17 protein-coding genes are annotated in these 19480 nt (G+C 56.3%); 9 read left to right on the top strand and 8 right to left on the bottom strand.

The window, feature by feature from the left end:
* Positions 1 to 8 precede the first annotated feature (8 nt).
* On the bottom strand, positions 9 to 2444 hold the full coding sequence (locus ACR0JG_RS07275) for a GcvT family protein (RefSeq protein ID WP_480568591.1): 2436 nt from the start codon (positions 2442 to 2444) through the stop codon (positions 9 to 11).
* 189 nt (positions 2445 to 2633) lie between these two features.
* On the opposite strand from ACR0JG_RS07275, the gene ACR0JG_RS07280 reads away from it, so the two are divergent.
* Entirely contained in the window at positions 2634 to 4151 is a 1518-nt protein-coding gene (locus ACR0JG_RS07280) for a trimethylamine methyltransferase family protein (protein ID WP_480568594.1), read from the top strand.
* Positions 4152 to 4165: 14 nt separating this feature from the next.
* On the opposite strand, the gene ACR0JG_RS07285 is transcribed toward ACR0JG_RS07280, so the two are convergent.
* Together ACR0JG_RS07285 and ACR0JG_RS07290 are read right to left on the bottom strand one after the other, a co-directional pair.
* Positions 4166 to 5140, bottom strand: a complete 975-nt coding sequence (locus ACR0JG_RS07285) for a LysR family transcriptional regulator (RefSeq protein ID WP_480568597.1) — start codon at positions 5138 to 5140, stop codon at positions 4166 to 4168.
* A 100-nt stretch (positions 5141 to 5240) separates the two neighbouring features.
* On the bottom strand, positions 5241 to 5927 hold the full coding sequence (locus tag ACR0JG_RS07290) for a GntR family transcriptional regulator (protein ID WP_170394376.1): 687 nt from the start codon (positions 5925 to 5927) through the stop codon (positions 5241 to 5243).
* A gap of 102 nt (positions 5928 to 6029) precedes the next feature.
* On the opposite strand from ACR0JG_RS07290, the gene ACR0JG_RS07295 reads away from it, so the two are divergent.
* From ACR0JG_RS07295 to ACR0JG_RS07315, 5 genes are read left to right on the top strand one after another with little or no spacing between them, the layout of a single operon-like run.
* Positions 6030 to 6632, top strand: a complete 603-nt coding sequence (locus ACR0JG_RS07295) for an amino acid synthesis family protein (RefSeq protein WP_170394379.1) — start codon at positions 6030 to 6032, stop codon at positions 6630 to 6632.
* Positions 6604 to 7416, top strand: coding sequence for an alpha/beta fold hydrolase (locus tag ACR0JG_RS07300; RefSeq protein WP_480568600.1), 813 nt, complete (start codon positions 6604 to 6606; stop codon positions 7414 to 7416). The genes ACR0JG_RS07295 and ACR0JG_RS07300 overlap by 29 nt, the downstream gene beginning before the upstream one ends.
* The gene (locus ACR0JG_RS07305; RefSeq protein ID WP_480568603.1) at positions 7413 to 8333 is read left to right on the top strand and encodes a flavin reductase; all 921 of its coding nucleotides are present in this window, start codon (positions 7413 to 7415) and stop codon (positions 8331 to 8333) included. The genes ACR0JG_RS07300 and ACR0JG_RS07305 overlap by 4 nt, the downstream gene beginning before the upstream one ends.
* A 1-nt stretch (position 8334) precedes the next feature.
* Entirely contained in the window at positions 8335 to 9372 is a 1038-nt protein-coding gene (locus ACR0JG_RS07310; RefSeq protein WP_480568606.1) for an LLM class flavin-dependent oxidoreductase, read from the top strand.
* Between the two features lie 9 nt (positions 9373 to 9381).
* The gene (locus ACR0JG_RS07315) at positions 9382 to 10848 is read left to right on the top strand and encodes an aldehyde dehydrogenase (RefSeq protein ID WP_480568609.1); all 1467 of its coding nucleotides are present in this window, start codon (positions 9382 to 9384) and stop codon (positions 10846 to 10848) included.
* Positions 10849 to 10881: 33 nt separating this feature from the next.
* Here ACR0JG_RS07315 and hisD read toward each other — a convergent pair whose 3' ends face one another.
* From hisD to ACR0JG_RS07335, 4 genes are all read right to left on the bottom strand, one after another.
* Complete coding sequence (hisD, locus tag ACR0JG_RS07320) at positions 10882 to 12156, bottom strand: histidinol dehydrogenase (protein WP_170818187.1); 1275 nt, start codon at positions 12154 to 12156, stop codon at positions 10882 to 10884.
* Between the two features lie 8 nt (positions 12157 to 12164).
* Positions 12165 to 12860, bottom strand: coding sequence for a cysteate racemase (cuyB, locus tag ACR0JG_RS07325; protein WP_480568613.1), 696 nt, complete (start codon positions 12858 to 12860; stop codon positions 12165 to 12167).
* A gap of 35 nt (positions 12861 to 12895) precedes the next feature.
* Positions 12896 to 13909, bottom strand: a complete 1014-nt coding sequence (gene cuyA / locus ACR0JG_RS07330) for a D-cysteate sulfo-lyase (protein ID WP_480568616.1) — start codon at positions 13907 to 13909, stop codon at positions 12896 to 12898.
* Between the two features lie 218 nt (positions 13910 to 14127).
* On the bottom strand, positions 14128 to 15102 hold the full coding sequence (locus ACR0JG_RS07335; protein WP_170394403.1) for a LysR family transcriptional regulator: 975 nt from the start codon (positions 15100 to 15102) through the stop codon (positions 14128 to 14130).
* Between the two features lie 176 nt (positions 15103 to 15278).
* Here ACR0JG_RS07335 and ACR0JG_RS07340 point away from each other — a divergent pair, with 176 nt between their 5' ends.
* From ACR0JG_RS07340 to ACR0JG_RS07350, 3 genes are all read left to right on the top strand, one after another.
* Complete coding sequence (locus tag ACR0JG_RS07340) at positions 15279 to 16274, top strand: taurine ABC transporter substrate-binding protein (protein WP_170394406.1); 996 nt, start codon at positions 15279 to 15281, stop codon at positions 16272 to 16274.
* 74 nt (positions 16275 to 16348) lie between these two features.
* Positions 16349 to 17155 (top strand): taurine ABC transporter ATP-binding protein, encoded by an 807-nt coding sequence (locus ACR0JG_RS07345; RefSeq protein WP_170394409.1) that lies wholly within the window; start codon positions 16349 to 16351, stop codon positions 17153 to 17155.
* A complete protein-coding gene (locus ACR0JG_RS07350) occupies positions 17152 to 18417 on the top strand; it encodes an ABC transporter permease (RefSeq protein ID WP_170394412.1) in 1266 nt (421 codons plus the stop codon). The genes ACR0JG_RS07345 and ACR0JG_RS07350 overlap by 4 nt, the downstream gene beginning before the upstream one ends.
* A gap of 136 nt (positions 18418 to 18553) precedes the next feature.
* On the opposite strand, the gene ACR0JG_RS07355 is transcribed toward ACR0JG_RS07350, so the two are convergent.
* Positions 18554 to 19480, bottom strand: a complete 927-nt coding sequence (locus ACR0JG_RS07355) for a carbohydrate kinase family protein (RefSeq protein ID WP_480568619.1) — start codon at positions 19478 to 19480, stop codon at positions 18554 to 18556.

Here is a 19480-nt window from a genome sequence, read left to right on the forward strand (position 1 = left end):
CTTTGGGATTAGCCTCGCACGCGTGAGAGGTCCGGGTCATACGGGGACGGCGCAATCACCTCGGCCGCGATCATTTCTCCGCACAGGTCAAGTTGCATTCGGCTGCCGGGTTCGGAAAATTCCGGATTCACAAAGCCGTAAGCAAGGTTTAGCCCTGTTCTGTGGCCCCAGTCACCTGACGTGATTGTGCCAATAACCATGTCGTCCAACATCAGGGAGGCTCCACCATGCGCCGGTGCTTTGGTTGCATCGATTTTCAGGCTTACCAGTTTCTTTTGAGGCCCGTTCTCAAGGCGTCTCTGCAACGCGTTTCGGCCAATGAAATCGCCTTTGGTCAGTTTCACGAACCGATCCAAATCGGTCTCAAACGGGTCGAACTCTGTGAGCAGATCGGCTTTCCAGTGCAAGAACCCTTTCTCCATCCGCATGGACTCGACGGCGCGAGCACCAAATAATTTCAAGTCATGTGTCTCGCCAGCTTTTCTGAGCGCCAGATAGGCCGCGTATAGTGAGGCGTTCGGGACATGTATCTCGTAGGCCAGTTCCCCTGAGAAGCTGATATTCAATACAGTTGCTGGCGCGAACCCGACAAAGCACTCGCGAACTGACAGCCAGGGAAAAGCTTCTCGCGACCAGTCTCCTCGAGCACAAGCGGACAGCACGTCGCGCGATTTGGGTCCGGCCAGCACTAATATTGTCTGATCATTGGTGAGTGAGCGGATTTGCACATCTTCGCCATCATGCAGATGCGCCTTTAGCCAGTCCATATCATGGTATTCGCTGGCGGCGGCGGACCCGTACCAGACCCGTGCCGGGCCGCGATCACTCACGGGAAGGTTGGCGATGGTGGCCTCGGCTTTGACCATCCCGTGGTGGTTCAGCAGATAACCAAGGCCGACCCGCCCGTCGCGTTTTGTCACCGCGCCGCACATCATCCGATCTAGAAACCGATGCCGATCGGTTCCGGTGATTTCCAGCCGGTTGAAGCCGTTCACTTCGGCCAGTCCGACATTTTTCTGAAGGTTTCTGATTTCCGCCGCGACGACGTCAAAGGCCTCATCAAAACTGAAACTCAGCGTTGGGTGAAAATCAGGCGCAGGCTTGATGTAGTCGACCCGCTCCCAACCGTTGACCACTGTAAATTCAGCCCCTTCTGCTGCGAGGATCGGGGTCAGTGGTGTGGTTTTGGCGGGGCGACCGGCAGGCCGGTGTTCGTGCGGGAAATGAAAGCGGAATTCATTCTGGTAGTCTTCGATGGCTTTCAGCGCGGTCAGCTCCACATTTGTGTGGCCGGTAAACCGACGCGGATCAAGGCACCAGGTGTCATAGCAGGCTTCGCCATGAACGATCTGTTGGGCCAGCAGCCAGCCATGGCCACCCCCTTCGCCCAAACCCGCGCGCAGACCGATGATGCAGAAAGCATTGCGCTTTCCGGGGATTGGCCCGACCAAAGGTGCGCCGTCAATTGTGTAGGTGATCGGACCATTCACCACTGTATGAATGCCGACATCCATCAGTGCAGGCATGCGTGCGAAGGCACCTTCCAGCACATCCGTCACGCGGTCCAGATCGTCAGGGCACAGCGCGTTCACAAAATTCGGATCGATCCCGTCCATGCCCCAGGTTTTGCAATCCTGCTCGTAGAAGCCGACCAGCAAGCCGTTCTTCTCCTGCCGACAATAATAGTCGCTGATGGGACAGCGCAGCAGGGGCATCCGATGGCCCGCGTCGCGGATCGCTGCGATTTCTTCTGTCAGAAAATACTGATGCTCCATCGAAGCGACAGGGTGGTGCACGCCCATCATCGCGCCCACTTCGTTTACCCGATAACCACAAGCGTTAACTACGATATCGCAGTCAATATTGCCGTGTTCCGTGTAAACCGTCCAGGTATCGTCCTTGTGCTGTGTCAGTCCTGTGACCGGAGTATTGCGATATACCTCGGCCCCGGCTTTGCGCGCACGGCGTGCCAGAGCTTGGCACAGTTGAGCCGGATCGATGTCGCCATCTAGCGGATCCCATAGCCCTCCTAAAAGGTTGTCGGTGGAAATCAACGGGTGCCGGCGGGCGCATTCCTCTGCATCTATGACCTCGAAATGCACATCCATTCCGCGCGCCATAGACGCAAAATGGTGGTACCCCTGCATCTGCTCAGGCGTATTTGCAAGCCGGATGCCGCCGTCACCGTGGTGGTAGTTGATAGGATAGTCCGGATCCTCGGCCAGTTCCTTGTACAGGTTGATCGAGTGGGTCTTCAGACCAACCATGGTCTGGTTCATGCCAAAATTGGTCACCTGCGCGGCCGAATGCCAAGTTGTGCCGCTGGTCAACTCATCGCGCTCGACCAGCACCACATCGGTCCAACCTTCACGGGTCAAGTGATACAGAGTCGAGCAGCCGGCGATACCGCCGCCAATAACGACCACTTTAGTGCGCGATTTCATCAAGGACCCTCCGGTAGGTAGTCTTTTGGGGATTAGCCTGTTCTGTCAGTTGGTTCACAAGCGGTTGGATATTGTTACGTAAAAAATCGAAAAAAAAAGCTCATTAACTCGTAGTAATTCGAATGCGGTTGAAATTGGCTTTAGGCGTTTAGTTGAATTGATCAACCTGATGCGGTTGGAGGATCACAAATGGCTGCGCAGCAGGCGAAAAGGTCCGGTCGAAAAGGACGTATCGCACAGCGGGCTGAAAAGCCTGCGCTCGACCCCTGTCCGCCAGGTCAACCGGGAGGCGCTTACAAACCCTTGACTGGGTTTGAGCTTGAGCGGATTTACAACACAGCTCTGGATCTTCTTGAGAAGCTGGGGATCGGCGAGGTGCCGGATCGCTTGCGTTCTGATTTGTTGGCGGTTGGGGCGCAAGATAGCGGGGAGGGGAGGATACTTTTTTCGCCTCAACTTGTGGAACAGGCGATTGATCAGGCCGCCAAGACCTTCGTTCTGCACGGGCGTGATCCAGCCCGATCCATCGAAGTTGGCGGTAATCGCGTCTATTTCGGAACCGGAGGGGCGGCGGTTCAGACGCTTGATCTGCGCAGTGGTCACTATCGGCCTTCGACCTTGCAGGACTTGCATGATTTCACGCGTCTTCAGGATGTCTTGCCAAATGTCAGCTGGTTCACCCGCTGTTGCGTTGCAACCGATCTGGAGGAAACCTTCGATCTGGATGTGAACACCGTCTATGCGCTGTTGAAGAATACCTCCAAGCCCACCGCGACGTCTTTTACATTGGCGCAGCACGTTGCGCCAATTGTTGAGATATTGGATATCGCAGCCGGGGGACCCGGTGAATTCGCAAAACGCCCGTTCATGAAAGCACATATAAGCCCGGTGATCTCGCCGATGCGCTACGGCGAAGACGCGGTGGATGTGGTCTACGCCTGCATCGAACACAATATTCCGATTTCTTGCATCACCGCTGCTCAGGCCGGCGCGACAGCACCAGCGACCTTGGCTGGTTTTCTGGCGCAGTCATTGGCAGAAACTCTTGCGAGTCTAGTAATGGTCCACGCGATCCAGCCCGGGTTTCCTATGGTCTTTTCGAATTGGCCACTGGTGATTGACCTTCGGACCGGCGCGTTCTCAGGTGGCAGCGGAGAGACGGCTGTCCTGAATGCAGCATCAGCACAATTATCAAATTGGCTTGGGCTGCCTTCAGGTGTGGCCTGTTCGATGTCTGATGCCAAGGCGATCGACGCTCAATACGGGATGGAAAAGGGACTGACCTCAATGGCGGCAGCGCTGGCAGGTGGTAATCTGATCTATGAAAGCTCGGGCATGACGGCCTCGTTGCTGGGTGCAAGTTTTGAGGCGTTCGTGCTGGATGATGAGATGCACTCGTACACCTACCGCGCTTTGAGGGGCATAGAGGTGACACACGAGAATCTGGGCTTTGACGCGATCTGCGAAGCAGTTCTGGGCGAGGGCCATTTTCTGGGTGGTCAGCATACTTTTGCGGCCATGGAACGGGATTACTTTTATCCCTCACTTGCAGACAGGGACGAGCCGCGAACCTGGGCAGAAAACGGAGCGCAAGATGCCTGGAGCCGCGCGCGACATCGGGCGCAAGAAATTTTGCAGACCCATACGCCAAGATACCTGTCAGACGAACAGGATCGGCAAATCCGAGATCGCTTCGACATTCTTTGAAGGCTGATCCAGTGCTATTCGATAAGTTTGAAACTATCCGTCAGCCACGGGATATCATCGCGCAGTGGGGAAATGATGCGGTCATTGATCAGTGATCGGGTTTTGGCATCCACAAGCTCAATCACTGATCTTGAACAATCCGGCGTCGCGACCAGCGCCAGTGTGCGTGCAAAGCTCTTGCCCGGAAACGGGTGCATGCACAGCTTTGATTGGAACCGCTTTGCCCGAGAATACAGCAGCGGCGTCGTGATGGTCCAACCCGCACCGGAGGACACCATCGACATCAGCGTCTGATTGTTGCTGCATTCAAACCTGTGAGAGGACGAAATCCCCATCCGGCGTAATTGGGACTCGATCTGGCGCGCGATGATCAGATTGCTGGAATATCGTAGAAACGGCAATTTGGTTCGACCCTCAACAATGTCTTGCAAAGACTTGTCACTCACCGCAGGCAAAACGATCACAAATGGATCGCGCAGAAGGGGGCGATCCTGCAGATCGCGCATTCGTTCGCTAGGAGTAGTGGAAATCCCCAGATCCAACTGCCTGTCGCGCAGCATGTCGATAATCGCGTGGCTGGAATCCGTGTGGTACATGAAATCACAGGCGGGCATATTCGCGTAAAGATAGACCGCCAGCTCTGGAATGATGTCGCTGTCGAAGTCTTCGATCGTGCCGAAACGCAGATAGCTGGCCTCGGTGATGCTTCCTGCAGACGCTTCGGCCTTGGCCTTTCGGATCAGGTGCAGCGCATCTTCGATATTGCGCAGGAAGACCCGGCCCTTTGGGGTCAGAACCATGGGTCTACGGGTGTGGTTGAACAGCTCAATGCCCAGATGGTCTTCGAGATTGCGCAGGTGATGGGAAACGGTGCTTATCGTCAGCCCTGTTTCCTTTGAGGCCGCCTGTAGCGAGCCCTTTTGCGCGCATATCTGAAACAGTTCCAGCCATTTGAGGCTGAGGTCTTTCGGAGTAGACTGACGCGGCATTCCGGTGCTTTCGTGAGATCAGGGCATTCCCGGCAAATCTACGCAGATAATGAGAGCTTTGATATCAGAATCTTGGAATTCTGGCTCAATTGCCGAGCACTCAGGTTTCAGAGCTTTCCAAAAAGCCGCGCGCGGTCTGTGCAGCATCCGCGATATGGCTTTCGACTGCTTTTCGGGCTTTGGCAGGATCACCACTGAGGATGGCATCATGGATGGCAGTCATGTGGCTCATCCCAGAACGCTCTCGATTCCGCGCTGCGAGGGTCAAGGCCCGCAGGCGGCTGATCCGGCCGTTCAGACGTTGCACGACATCCCAGGCGATGCTGTGCCCAGCCTGTAGAAAAATCAGTTCATAGAAGCGAGTTGTGGCCTGTAGCAGATTTGACCATTCGGTGTCATTCTGCGCCGCGCCCACTGCTTTCAATGCCTTGCCCAGATCGTTTGCGAAACCTGTCTCATGCGCTTGTGCACAGGCGGCGGCGGCTGAGCCTTCTAGCTGTAAGCGGATGTCATAGATTTGCCGCGCTTGGTCCCAGCTGAGGGTCGAGACGATTGGCCCGCGGTTGGGGATAATCTCAACCAAACCTTCGGCTTCCAGAAACCGGATCGTCTCGCGGATGACGGTGCGGCTGACACCAAGCTGATCGCAAAGCGGGCGTTCAACAAGCCGCTCACCGGGGGCAAAATGCCCGGCGATGATCGCTTCGCGCAGGCGCGCTTGCACGATATCCCGCAAGGTTTGCGGTGCTTTTTCGATCTTTTGTAGGGTGGAGTCGGTGTTCATCATCGACGCTTTCATATCTGTGGTACGGATCCGGAACAAGTATGATTGACATATCGTATTATGGTATACCATATTCTCGACCAAAGGCTTGCCAAAGGAATCACCATGTCCGCCGAAATTCGAAAAACGCTTCTGCATGTCGAAGACACTCTGATCGAGGGTGGTAAGTTGGCGGACACTCCGCTGAAGCTAATTGCCGCAATAGCTGTCATTCGGAACCCTTGGGCTGGTCAGGGTTTTGTCGAAGATCTTGGCCCCGCGATCCGCGATTGCGCCCCCGGATTGGGGGAGTTGCTGACCAAAATGATTTTGGATGCTTCAGGTGGCGGCGACCGGGTCGAAGCCTATGGAAAATCCGCGATTGTGGGCTTGAACGGAGAGGTCGAGCATGCGTCGGCCCTGATCCACACGCTGCATTTTGGCAATCATTATCGCAAAGCAGTCGGCGCGAAATCCTACCTTTCCTTCTGCAATACGCGCGGCCCTGCCAATGCGCCGCTGCTGATCCCCTTGATGGACAAACATGATGGGGGTCGTCGCTCTCACTACCTTACGATCCAGACTTCGGTCGCAGATGCACCTGCGGCAGATGAGATTCTGATTGCACTGGGTGCATCGATTGGAGGGCGGCCGCACCACCGGATCGGGGATCGCTATCAGGACATCGAGGAACTTGGTCATGACGTTGACAACCCTGCAGCTGTCTAACTCGGGCCGATCAGTCGCGTTCAGAGAGGCGGGCGAAGGGCAACCGGTCTTTATGATCCATGGCGTAGGCATGCAATCTGCGGCCTGGGGCCCTCAGTTTGACACGCTGAGCCAGCATTGCCGTGTAATTGCGGTTGATCTGCCGGGGCATGGAGGCAGTGACCGTCTGCTATCTGGAAGCCAATTGCCGGATTTTGTCGGCTGGATGCATGATGTTGTCGACGCATTGGATCTGGCTCCGGTCGCAATCATCGGTCATTCAATGGGGGCACTGATTGCTGCCGGCTTTGCGGCAGAGTACCCAGATATCACTAGCCGTGTTGCTATGTTGAACGGCGTCTTCTGTCGCGATGCCTCAGCCCGCGCCGCAGTCATCCAACGGGCCGCTGACATCAGCGCGGGTCGAGTTGATCTGGAAACGCCGTTGTCGCGCTGGTTTGGTGACAGTCCGGGTGATCTGGCTGCCCGTGCGCAGGTGGCGTCGTGGCTTGGGTCTGTGGATCAACGAGGCTACGCCATCGCCTATTCCGCTTTTGCGCGGGGCGATGCCACTTACGCCAGCAAGATGAATCTGATTTCGTGCCCGTTTCTGGCGCTCACCGGCGACGGAGACTCGAACTCAACCCCGGCTATGTCACAAGCTATGGCCGCAGCAGTTCAAAACGGTCGGGCCGTTGTGATCCAAGGCCACCGACATATGGTGAACTTGACAGCACCCGATGAAGTAACAGCGCATCTGGTTGAATGGCTCGGCCAGCCGGCCGAAGAAAGGATTGCGCAATGACCTCGATCGATCCCCGCACGCTGCGAAATGCATTTGGAGCGTTCATGACGGGCGTCACCGTGGTTACGTCGCATGATACCCAAGGTAGCCCGATCGGGTTTACCGCGAACTCGTTCACATCCGTCTCACTAGACCCGCCGCTTGTGCTGGTTTGTCTCGCCAACAGTTCAAAGAACTATGACGCATTGATTGCCGCAGACGGGTTTGCCGTCAATATCCTGTCAGAGACACAGATCGAGATATCCAATACCTTTGCCCGGCCCGTCGAAGACCGGTTTGCCAGCGTCGAGTGGCGGCGTGGACCTGCGGGATCGCCGTTGATCGATGGGTCGTCGGCCTGGTTTGACTGCTCTATGCACAAAACCGTCGAAGCGGGGGATCATGTGATCCTGATCGGCGAGGTCAAAGCCTTCGACAATACTCCGGCACCCGGTCTCGGATATGTCAGAGGGGCCTATGTAACACCATCAACAGCTGCTGGTGCCTTGATGCAGGACACCGGCCTGATCGTCTCAGCCTTGATCGAACGCGCAGGTGAGGTTCTGTTGATCGATGCCGGTGACGGCGCGCTTGCACCGCCCGACGCAGTGGTTGGGTCAGAGGGTGTTTCAGCGGCATTGGAACAACTGATTGAGGCAACCGGGCTGACCGCAGAGCCGGGCTTTGTTTATTCTGTTTACGAGGATGCAGAGAAAAAGCGTCAACACATCGCGTTTCTGTGTCAGGCCGCAGATGGTGAGCCGAAGAAAGGTAATTTCGTCCCGCTGGATGTCGTATCCTTTGGCACTGTAACCGACACGGCGACCCGAACCATGCTGGAACGATTGTCCGAGGAATCCCGGCTGGGAGATTTTGGCATTTACTACGGAAACAAGAACAGCGGCGAGGTACGCCCGATTACACGAGGAGGTCACTGACATGCGGTTTTCGCTTTTCGTTCATATGGAACGCACCTCTTCTGATCAGGACCAGCAGGAGCTGTATGAAAACTTCATAGAACTGGCCAAGATCGCTGATGCGGGTGGTATGCATGCGGTCTGGACCGGCGAACATCACGGGATGGATTTCACCATCTCGCCGAACCCGTTCCTGAATATTGTCGATCTGGCACGCCAGACCAACAATGTGCGTCTGGGAACCGGAACCGTTATCGCTCCGTTCTGGCATCCGATCCGGCTGGCCGGAGAGGCCGCAATGACGGACATGATCACGAATGGCCGTTTGGATCTGGGCATCGCGCGTGGCGCCTACAGCTATGAATACGAGCGAATGGTGCCGGGGCTGGACGCCTGGGAGGCAGGCCAGCGTATGCGCGAGCTTGTCCCGGCAGTGCGGGGTCTTTGGGAGGGCGATCATGCGCTGGACGGAGAGTTTCATTCTTTCCCGGCAACCACATCTTCACCCAAGCCTCTGCAACAAAACGGTCCACCGATTTGGGTTGCCGCGCGCGATCCCAATAGTCATGAGTTTGCGGTATCGAACGGTTGTCACGTGCAGGTCACCCCTTTGTGGCAGGGCGACGAAGAGATTACCCGGCTGATGGATACGTTCAATGCCGCTTGCGCCAAATTTCATGACGTCCCGCGCCCCGAAATCATGCTGTTGAACCACACCTACATCGCCTCGGACGAGGCGGATGCCCGTCGCGCGGCGGAAGAGATCAATCGCTTTTATTGCTATTTCGGCGCGTGGTTCAAAAACGAACGCCCTGTGTCGCAGGGTCTGATCCAGACGCTGAGCGATGACGACATCGCTAACCATCCCTTCTATTCGCCCGAGGCGATGATCCGGGACAATGTGATCGCCACGCCCGACAAAGCAATCGAACGTATCAAGGGCTATAGCGATCTTGGATATGATGAGTATTCTTTCTGGATCGACAGTGGGATGAGCTTTGAGCGCAAGAAAGCCTCGCTTGAGCGGTTCATTGCGGACGTCATGCCCGCCTTCGCCTAAGGAGAGAAAATGCGGCAGTTTCAGCACTATATCGGCGGCACGTTTTCGGATGGGACCGCGCATTTCGACAGCCTTGATCCCGCGACGGGCACCGTTTGGGCGAAAATGCCTGAGGCCAGAACACATGATGTGAACGCCGCGGTTGAGGCTGCGTGTTCAGCGCTGAATGCCCCCGAATGGGCGACCATGACAGCAACGGCGCGTGGTAAACTGTTGTACCGGCTGGCCGATCTGGTCGCCGAAAATGCTCAGACCTTAGCCGAGCTTGAAACGCGCGATACCGGCAAGATCATTCGCGAAACCTCTGCTCAGATCGCCTATGTCGCGGACTACTACCGTTACTATGCCGGATTGGCGGACAAAATCGAAGGGGCGCACCTGCCGATCGACAAGCCCGACATGGAGGTTTGGCTGCGCCGCGAACCAGTTGGTGTGGTGGCCGCCATAGTGCCGTGGAATTCGCAACTGTTTCTGTCTGCGGTCAAGATTGGCCCGGCGCTTGCCGCCGGTTGCACAATCGTTCTGAAAGCATCCGAAGATGGTCCGGCCCCGATGCTGGAATTCGCGCGTATTTTCGATCAGGCAGGCTTCCCGCCCGGAGTTCTGAACGTCATCACCGGCTTCGGGCCGGAATGCGGCGCCGTTCTGACCAGTCACCCGGATGTCGATCATGTTGCCTTTACAGGCGGCCCGGAAACCGCGCGCGATATCGTGCGCAACTCGGCTGAAAACCTCGCTTCGACTTCGTTGGAACTGGGCGGAAAATCCCCGTTCATCGTGTTCGAAGATGCCGATATCGAAAGTGCTGTGAACGCGCAGGTTTCGGGGATCTTTGCTGCTACTGGGCAAAGCTGCGTGGCGGGATCGCGATTGGTAATCTCTGACAAGATCAAAGATGAGTTTCTGGCCCGGCTCATCGAAAAAGCGGGTGAGATCGTGATCGGGGCGCCCGATGACCTAAAGACCGAGGTTGGCCCGCTGTGCACTCAGGCTCAGCTTGTGACTGCTGCAGATCTGGTTGCTGAATCCGTCTCGGCAGGGGCTACCGTGATAGCGGGTGGGCAACCTTTGGACCGTGAGGGGCACTATTTTCCACCGACAATCATTGATTGTACGGACGCGCCTGATGCGCCCTGTCTGACGCGCGAAGCCTTTGGTCCGATCCTCTCGGTCGTCAGTTTCGGGACCGAAGCGGAAGCGATACAAATAGCCAACAACACCGCGTTTGGGCTGGCGTCGGGTGTCTTTACCAAAGACTTGACCCGCGCACATCGAATGATCCGCAGAATTCGGGCTGGCATTGTCTGGGTTAACACATATCGCGCTGTCAGCCCGATTGCTCCATTCGGAGGTCATGGACTGTCGGGCCACGGGCGCGAAGGGGGCCTACAGGCGGCGCTTGATTACACGCGGGTCAAATCGGTCTGGTTGCGCACAAGCGACGATCCGATCCCCGATCCGTTCGTGATGCGGTGAATCTGACCAATCAACAGGATCCTTGGGCCAGATTTAGCACACTTTAGACAATCGCATCTCTGCCGCGCGTGCGTGGCCTTCCATGCCTTCCATCCGACTGATCCTGGCAGTGCGTTCAGCAAGCTCGTGCGAGGCTTGCGCTGTGCAGCGCTGCCAAGTCACCGTTTTGGTGAATTTATGCACTGACAGACCGCCGGTATATCGGGCCGCTCCGCTTGTTGGCAAAACATGATTTGGCCCGGACGTCTTGTCGCCGAAGGGCACTGTTGTTTCGGCACCCAGAAACAGCGATCCATAGGTGGTCAGTTGGTCCAGCCACCAATCCAGGTCCTCGGCGATCACCTGCAGATGTTCGGGCGCGTAGTTGTTGGCGACCCTGGCAGCCTCGTCGCGGCTGTCGCAAAGAATGATCTCGGCCCGGTCGCGCCATGCCGTGCGCGCTGCACTAGCGTTTGGCTCGGGAAGACTTTCGATCAGGGCATCGGCGCGTGCGATAACGCCCTGGGCCAGAGCTTTATCAGTGCTGACCAGCCAGACAGGGCTATCGACGCCGTGCTCGGCTTGGCTCACCAGATCCCAGGCGACGGTCTCGATCGATGCTGTGTGATCGGCAATGACCAAGGTATCGGTTGGACCTGCAAACATGTCGATGCCAACCTTACCAAACAGCATCCGTTTCGCCTCGGCGACATAGGAGTTTCCCGGACCGACAAGAATATCAGCTGGCCGCGCACCAAAAAAGCCATGGGCCATCGCAGCAATCCCCTGAACTCCGCCCAGATTCAGGATCAGATCTGCACCGCTAAGGTCCATCGCATAAACTATTGCATCAGGGATGCCCGCACCGGGACGCGGTGGCGAGACCGCCGTGATGTGGGACACCCCAGCCACCTTTGCCGTGGTAATCGTCATCAACGCACTTGCGATATGGCTATACCGACCACCAGGAACGTAGCATCCAGCGCTCGAGATCGGGATCTGTTTCTGACCTGCAATCAGGCCGGGCATCACCTCGATCTCGCATTCGCTCACCGTGGTCATCTGTGCTTCGGCGAATCGACGGATATTGGCATGGGCAAAGCGGATGTCGTCTTTGACCGGTTCAGGCACGCGGTCACATGCGGCTTTGCGCGCTTCATCAGTCAACACGAACTCTCCCGTCCAGCCATCGAGCGTTCCGGCATAGCGCCGAACGGCCTCTTCGCCTTCGCGCTCGATATTGGAGAGCATGATTGCGACGATATCGCGGATATCCGAATTTTCTGCATCGGGGCGGGGCAGGGCGGTTTTCAGATAAGAGACGGCCATGGGAAACCTCAACACGTCAGAGAGTGGGAGTGGATAGCGCCCGCCAGAATATCGACGGTGTCGATGATCGGAACGCTTTTGGGCAAGTCGCGGGTGAGCAGAGAGAATTCGGAGCAGGCCACAAACAAAAGCGCGGCACCCCGGCCCGAAAGGGCGTTAGCAGCGTCGGAAAGTGTGCTGAGTGCAGCGCCGGTTGGCCCTTCAGATTTGATGTGGCGGATCGTGCTGAGCATCCTATCTTCATCCTCGGGCCAGATTGCGGTAAATCCGGCGCGGTTCAGGGGGGCGTCAAAAATTCCGACCTTTCGCAGCGCTGGGGAGGAAAGAATTCCGACCTGGCTGCCAGAAGGCAGGAGCTGCGCCGCTTGATCCACGGACAGGTCTACCATGTTCAGAAAGGGGATCGAGACGGCGTCCTCTATCTGCGCCGCATAGTGGTGTGCGGTGTTACACGGCATCGCAAGCGCGGTTGCCCCTGATTGCTCCAATCCTCTCGCCATATCGGCCAGAACCGGCCCGGGATCAGACCCGTTGCCCTCGATCAGGTGCGCGATGCGGGAAGGCACCTGTGGGTTCATGTCAATCAGTAGTGGCAGGTGATCGGCATCATCCGCCGCCTGTACCGTGGATAACACGCGCTGCTGCAACAGAATTGTCGCCTCGGGGCCCATTCCGCCCAATATGCCGGTGACGCGGGGTTTCATGCGAAGACCTGCTTGCTGGAACTTATCACCGTGATTTACAGATTGACCCAGCGGTCGGTGTGATCGAAGGCGAAATCATAACCGAACAGGCCAACCGAGCCTCCGGTATGCAAGAACACCACACGCTCATCCTTGAACGAGCCTTTGCGCGCCAGATCGATCAGACCGGCGGCCCCTTTGGCGGAATAGACCGGGTCGAGCAGAATGCCTTCCAGTTCGGCAAACATGCGGATCGCCTCAATGCCGCTTTCGGTCGGCAAGCCGTAGCCGTCGCCTACATAGTCGGTATTGGCCATCACATCCTCGCGCCGCACCACGTCTGGGCAACCCAATTTCTCAGCCGTGTTGCAGGCTAGATTATAGACCATCTGCTCTTGCTTGGGCTGCGGTGCGCGGGTGCCAATGCCAAGAACCGGAATGCCCGTATTCATGGCACAAAGCCCGGTGACCAGCCCGGCTTGCGTGCCCGAGGAGCCCGTCGCATGCACCACGCGATCGATTTTGAGACCGGAGTTATTGGCCTGGCTCACAAGCTCTAGCGCGCAGTTCACATAGCCGAGCGCTCCGGTCGGGTTCGAACCTCCGCCCGGAATGACATAGACGTTGTGACCTTCTTCACGCTTCTTCGCGGCCGAACGCTCCATCTCGGCGGGCATGTCGTGGCCGCCGGGAAACTTCTCGGTGGTTGCGCCATGCAGATGATCCAGCAGAACGTTGCCGTTGTTGTTGTAGTTGGCGTTGTTATAGCTGGTGCGGTCTTCCAGTAGGATATGACATTTCAAACCCAGCCGGGCAGCGAATGCAGCGGTTTGACGCGCATGGTTCGATTGCGTTGCCCCTTGTGTCATCACCATGTCTGCGCCTTGTTCGAGCGCTTCGCCGAACAGAAACTCCAGTTTGCGGGTCTTGTTGCCACCCGTCGACATGCCGGTGCAGTCGTCTCGCTTGATCCACAGATCGATTCCCAGAGCCTCGGACATACGATCCATCCGTTCAAGCGGTGTTGGCAGATGGGCAAGAAAAACACGGGGAAAACGGGAAAGATGCATCAAGCTGTCCTGATCTGGGCCCAGCACATGGTTCAAGACCGGTAGGTCTTGCCAACATGGGCCGCTGGGTAGGTTTCTGGGTTTAGAATGCCGCCTGTAGTCAAGCCGCAAGGTCAGGCCTAATCACAGCGGATGGGGCGCGTCGGTCAAGCGCACTGTACCCGGTTTCGAAAAAGCCGGAAAATAACTTCGATATTGCGCTCAGATTACCTGGTTGCTCATTCGGGGGGTGCGGGAATGGTTCGAAAGTCGTCATTCAACCACGGAAACCGCGAATTCATAGGCTCGGTCACATGACGACGGATCAGGTTTTGCAGTGTGTTGTGGATCAGTCGTGTGGTTGTCGACGGATAGATATTGGTCGTGAACAACGATACGGTACGCGCAAAGCTTTTGCCCGGGAAAGGTAATGCGCGTGTATCTTTGTGGAATCGCCGTGCGCGATAGTAGCTGGCGGCAGTCGTGATCGTCCAACCACTGCCCCCGGCGACAAGTCCGATAATTGACTGATTACATTCAAGTTCGAACCGGTTGGGTAGGTTAATCTTGCTGCGGGTTAGCTGAATTTCGATGAGTCTGCCTATGGTGTGATCACGCGAATATCGTAAAAGCGGAAGCGGACTGTCTGATTTGGTCAGTTCCTCGACCGGTCCGTCATATGCAGGCGGAAGAATGACGATAAACGGATCTCGAAGTAGCGGGAATTCGATTAACCCCTCAAAGTGCTCAGGAGGTCGGGTCGCAACGCCTGCATCCAGCTTTTGAGACTGCAGTTTGTCAAGAATCTCATGGCTGGGGCGGGTAAAGTGGCGAAAATTGCACCGCGGCAGGCTTGCAGAGAGATGACGGAAGAGTTCTGGCGCGACCCGGCTGTCAAAATCGTCAATCAGGCCCAGACGCAAATCTGTTGCATGTTGCCAACTGCCCGAGCGAAGCTCGGCCTCGCCCCGTTTCAAGGCGATCAGGCCGTCATGCACATGTCGTGAGAACACCGTGCCTGCGGGTGTCAGACCCATGGGTCTGCGGCTGTGGTCCACCAAATCCACATCCAGCGCCTTTTCAAGACTGCGCAAGTGATTGGAGACCGTACTGATTGACAAACCGGTTTCAGCTGACACCTTTTGGATTGAACCCAACTTGGAAATAAGTTGGAAGACCTCCAGCCACCTGAGACTGAGTGCTTTCTTTGTCATCGGGTGCTCCCAAACCAGCGAACTATCAGTCAAAAGCGAAACAAAGTTTCGCTTTTTACGCAACCAGTATTTTGATTTACTAATTCAACGCGTAAGGACTATGGTTTTTCTACTGTTCCAGAGTTCGGACGTTTCAAGAGCCGACAAGTGGAACCAGCAGGGAGAAAATAGTCAAAATGATCAAGAAATATCTGCTCACAACAGCATATGCCGGGATTGCGGCCGTTACCGCTTCACAAGCCGCCGCGCTTGATGAACTGACGGTTGCATATTTCCTCGAATGGCCGATGCCGTTCCAGTATGCGAAAGCAAACGGAACCTACGAAGAAGAACTGGGCGTCAAGATCAACTGGGTGTCTTTCGACACCGGTACCGCCATGTCAGCTGCGATGGCCTCGGGTGATGTACAGATCGCGGTCAGCCAAGGGGTACCACCGTTTGTGGTAACCACTTCGGCCGGTCAGGACATCCAGATCGTCGATGTGGCGGTCAGCTATTCAGACAACGACAACTGCGTTGTTGCCGAAGCGCTTGAAATCGACAAGGGCAATGCGGGTGAATTGAACGGCAAGAAGGTCGGTGTTCCGATCGGCACAGCTGCGCATTACGGTTTCCTGTCGCAAATGTCTCACTTTGGTGTCGACATCGGTTCAATGGAAATTGTTGACATGGCTCCGGCCGATGGCGCCGCGGCATTTGCGCAGGGCAACCTCGACATGGTTTGCGGCTGGGGTGGCGCGCTTCGTCGCATGACCGAGCATGGCAACATCCTGCTGACCGGTGCTGAAAAAGAAGAGATCGGTATCCTGGTGTTCGACGTCACTAGCGCTCCGGCAAGCTTCATCGAAGAAGAGCCCGAGCTTCTGTCGAAGTTCCTTAAGGTTACCGCAGATGCCAACGCCAAGTGGAACGCAGGCGACAGCAAAGATGAAATGCTGCCGGTGATTGCCAAGGATGCTGGTATGGATCCTGCAGACGCTGAAGCCACAATCGCGACTTTCACCTTCCCGTCAGTTGAAGACCAGCTGTCCGAGAAGTGGCTGGGCGGTGGCGCGCAAGACTTCATGCAGGGTGTTGCAAACGTGTTCGTGTCGGCAGGCAGCATCGAATCCGCTCTGGATTCGTATGATGGTGCCGTTAATGCAGGCCCGCTGACAGCTGCGAATAACTAATCACGCAGGACATTTCATGCGACCGGCCCCGGTTTCGGGCCGGTCGACAGCTATGAAAACAGGAAGGAGGCAGGATGCCTGAACTGGACATCGTAGAATTGTCCATGCGCTTTGACTTACCCAACGGCTCCTCAGTACAGGCCCTACAAGATGTTTCACTCAGCCTTAAAGAGGGTGAGCTGATGTCTGTCCTTGGCCCGTCGGGCTGTGGTAAAACGACGTTGCTGAACATCGTTGCAGGATTTCTGGCGCCGACATCTGGCAAGATTGAACTGAACGGCCATCTGGTCAAAGGCCCTGATGCTGAACGCGGGATGGTGTTTCAGAAGGGCGCGTTGTTCGAATGGATGAACGTGCGGGAAAATGTCGAGTTTGGCCCGCGTATGAAAGGCATGCCCAAAGCCGAGCGTGACCAGATTTCCGACCATCTGCTTGAGGTCGTCGGGCTTCAGGATTTCAAGGACAAGGCGGTTTATGAACTATCGGGCGGGATGCAGCAGCGTGTTGCGTTGGCGCGGTGCCTGGCAAACGAGCCGGACGTCATCCTGATGGACGAACCGCTGGGTGCTTTGGATGCGCTGACCCGTGAGAAAATGCAGGGCCTTGTCCTGAAGCTTTGGAAAGAAACGGGCAAGACGATCATCCTGATCACCCACTCGGTCGAAGAGGCCTTGTTGCTGGGTGAGCGTCTGATTGTCATGGCCCCTAGACCGGGGCGCATTCACCGCGAATATAATCTGCCTTTTGCTGAACGCGGTGTGAATGCCGATCTGCGTGATGTGAAGAAATCCGAAGGTTTTGCGGAAAAGCGCGATGAGATCCTCTCGATGATCTGGGAGATGGAAGAAGAAATTATGGGTCGGACGGAGCAGGCATCATGATTGTACTTCTCTTCTACATCGGCCTGTTCGGTGGCGCGTTTTTTATCGTCTACGCGTTACGCCGCGGTTTGCAATCGCGTCAGGATTTCACAAGCTTGAAAACTGTGACTTTCGGCGACGAAAGTGCCGTACGAGCGGATAGGGCTGCATCGATAATCTCGGTTCTCGTGATCTTTGTAATCTGGGCGGCTTTCACCGGCTCGAAGTTGTTTCCGATCCATGTGCCGGGCCCATTTGTAGGTGATACGCAATTCACCTATACGCTCGAAAACGCGGATGGCAGCACGGATGAAGCCACGATTTTTGTTCGCGTTCCAGCCTTCGGTGAGGAAGCAGAGAAATTCGAGGTCGAGCCCGGCAGCGGATTTGCCAAAGACGATGCGGTTGCTGCTGCTGCGGGCCGCTCATCGACGATCCTGTTCGACAAGAACGATGATGCCAAACGTAATGAGGGTGCAAAGATCGTCGCGATCAACGGCACACCTATAGGTGAAGGCCAAAAGGTTGATACAGGCGATGGTACCGTAACACTGACCGGGAAAGGGGCGATCAGTTTCACCCCCAAACAGGGCTTGCAGATGAACCCCATCTGGCTTCCAGCCCCTGAAACCGTTGTGGCCCGGTTCTTTGAGATTGCGAATGAAGGCTACCAGAACTTCTCGCTTTGGGAGCATCTGGGTTGGTCGCTGTTGCGCGTGATTGCTGGGTTTATCGCAGGTGCGCTTGTGGGGATTCCGCTGGGTTATGCAATGGGCCTATCCGGTTGGTTCCGCGGCTGGTTCGATCCGATTGTCGAGTTCATGCGACCGGTGCCGCCACTTGCGCTGATCCCACTGGTGATCATCTGGTTCGGCATCTGGGAGACCGGCAAGATCGTTCTGCTGTTCCTTGCGGCCCTTTGGATCATGACCATCGCCGCGCGGGCTGGTGTGTCCGGTGTGAACATATCGAAAATCCACGCAGCGTATTCTCTGGGGGCGTCGAAATGGCAGATCATGCGCCATGTGATCGTGCCCAACTCGCTGCCCGAGATTTTCACCGGTGCACGTGTGGCCATGGGTGTCTGTTGGGGAACTGTTGTTGCGGCTGAACTGGTTGCCGCACAAAAGGGCGCCGGCATGATGATCATCGCCGCATCCAAATTCCAGCTGACCGACATTGTCATTATGGGGATCGTCCTGATCGGGGTGATCGGATATGGAATCGATATCCTGATGCGCAAGGCGGAGAACTGGCTGGTGCCATGGAAAGGCCGCAGCTGATCGGTCGTTCCCGATACTGTGGTAACAAAGCGGCCCCCGAGTAATCTCGGGGGCTTTTTGATTTAGCTGCAGGTTAGAAGGCGGCGTTGGACCTTGCTGCTTTTCTAGCTTGAACACGGCATCGGTATGTATACCTTCAGAGCTCCTGTGCCCAAGGCGGGTTTGCCCCCGCTCGGGATACGGTGACGGCAGCGACCTTTGCACCGTATTCAAGCGCGTCGCGAAGACTACTTGCGGGCAAAGTGCGCAAGGCGGGCTTGTTTAGATGACCGGTTTGGCTCAGCGCGGCCAGCACACCTGCGTTGAACGTATCGCCAGCACCAACTGTATCCACGACCTTAACCTTCTGGACGGGCACGGAGACGTCCGTTCCATCTGAAAGATAGCCTGTCGCGCCATCCCCCCCTTTGGTCACGATTGCAATCGCTGGTCCTGCACGAAGCAGCAGGGGAATTTTCTCGGCATGGCTTTCGGGGCCCGGTATAATCCAATCAAGGTCTTCATCGGAAACTTTAATGATGTCAGTCTTTGCGATCATACGGTTCAAGCGGGTCCGGTATCGCGTCTGATCCTTGATAAAGCTGGGTCGAATATTGGGATCCAACATCACTGCGTGATCCGCGCCATGACGATCAAGTGCGGCCGCGTACGCATCAGCGCATGGTTCGCAAGCCAGGCTGATCCCTCCGAAATACAGTGCGGAAACGCCCGGCAGTTGATCCGGTATGTCTTCAGGCCGCAGCATCCGGCCCGCCGTATTCTCATCGACAAAACTGTATGTGGCGTGCCCATCCCGCAACTGCACGAATGCAAGTGTCGTAGGACGGTCCGAGCGGATAACGTGCGAGGTCGCGACATGGCTGATCTGCAAGGCGGCGATCAACTGCTCTCCGAACATGTCGGTAGATAGCCCTGACAGCAGCCCCGTTTGTATGCCCAGACGACCCAGTGCAATCGCGGTGTTGAAGATTGCACCACCGGAATGTGGGACAAACCCTTTGCCGCCAGAAACCGTTGGTTCGGCAATCATATCGATCAGAGCTTCTCCACAGCACAGGATCAT

It is taken from the genome of Ruegeria sp. AD5, from assembly GCF_056542345.1.